This is a genomic window from Calderihabitans maritimus, assembly GCF_002207765.1.
GTDB lineage: Bacteria > Bacillota > KKC1 > Calderihabitantales > Calderihabitantaceae > Calderihabitans > Calderihabitans maritimus.
Window position 1 is genome coordinate 47,284 of sequence record NZ_BDGJ01000195.1, and the last position, 481, is coordinate 47,764.

A 481-nucleotide genomic window follows, 5' to 3' on the forward strand; every position below is an offset into this window, starting at 1 on the left:
GCAAAGGTCATTTCCGAACGCCTGGGCCACAGCAGTATAAGGACCACGATGGACACCTATGGACACCTGATGGAGGGTATGCAGAAGGAAGCCGCCTACAGGCTGTAAAAACTGCTGGATGACTGAGCGAAAAAATTATGTTTGCAATTTGTTCGCAAAATAACCCCTTAAATAGAAATGGCAGATACTTCCAACCACGGAAGCCCTGCCATTTCTGGCTTTTCTGGAGCTGATGGCCGGATTCGAACCGGCGACCTGCGCATTACGAGTGCGCTGCTCTACCGCTGAGCCACATCAGCACCTTAAATTTTTTAAAGTAATTCAGGTTATTCATGATATTATCAACTTGTGATCGCGATTTTTATTATACGTTATCCGTTGAGTTCCGTCAACACCTACCCGGAAACCGAAGCTGTCAAGTGGACCTAGGTAATTTTTTCGATTTTCTTTCCTCCAATGGTAATTGGGGATTTATGTATGA

General features: G+C 45.1%; 1 tRNA gene and 1 pseudogene. One reads left to right on the forward strand and one right to left on the reverse strand.

The features are described 5' to 3' along the window. Positions 1–108 (forward strand): annotated as a pseudogene (locus tag KKC1_RS18020) (site-specific integrase); the annotation flags it as partial. 116 nt (positions 109–224) lie between these two features. Here the strand turns inward: KKC1_RS18020 and KKC1_RS13875 are convergent. Beyond that, positions 225–299: transfer RNA gene (locus tag KKC1_RS13875), tRNA-Thr, on the reverse strand. Between the last annotated feature and the right edge of the window lie 182 nt (positions 300–481).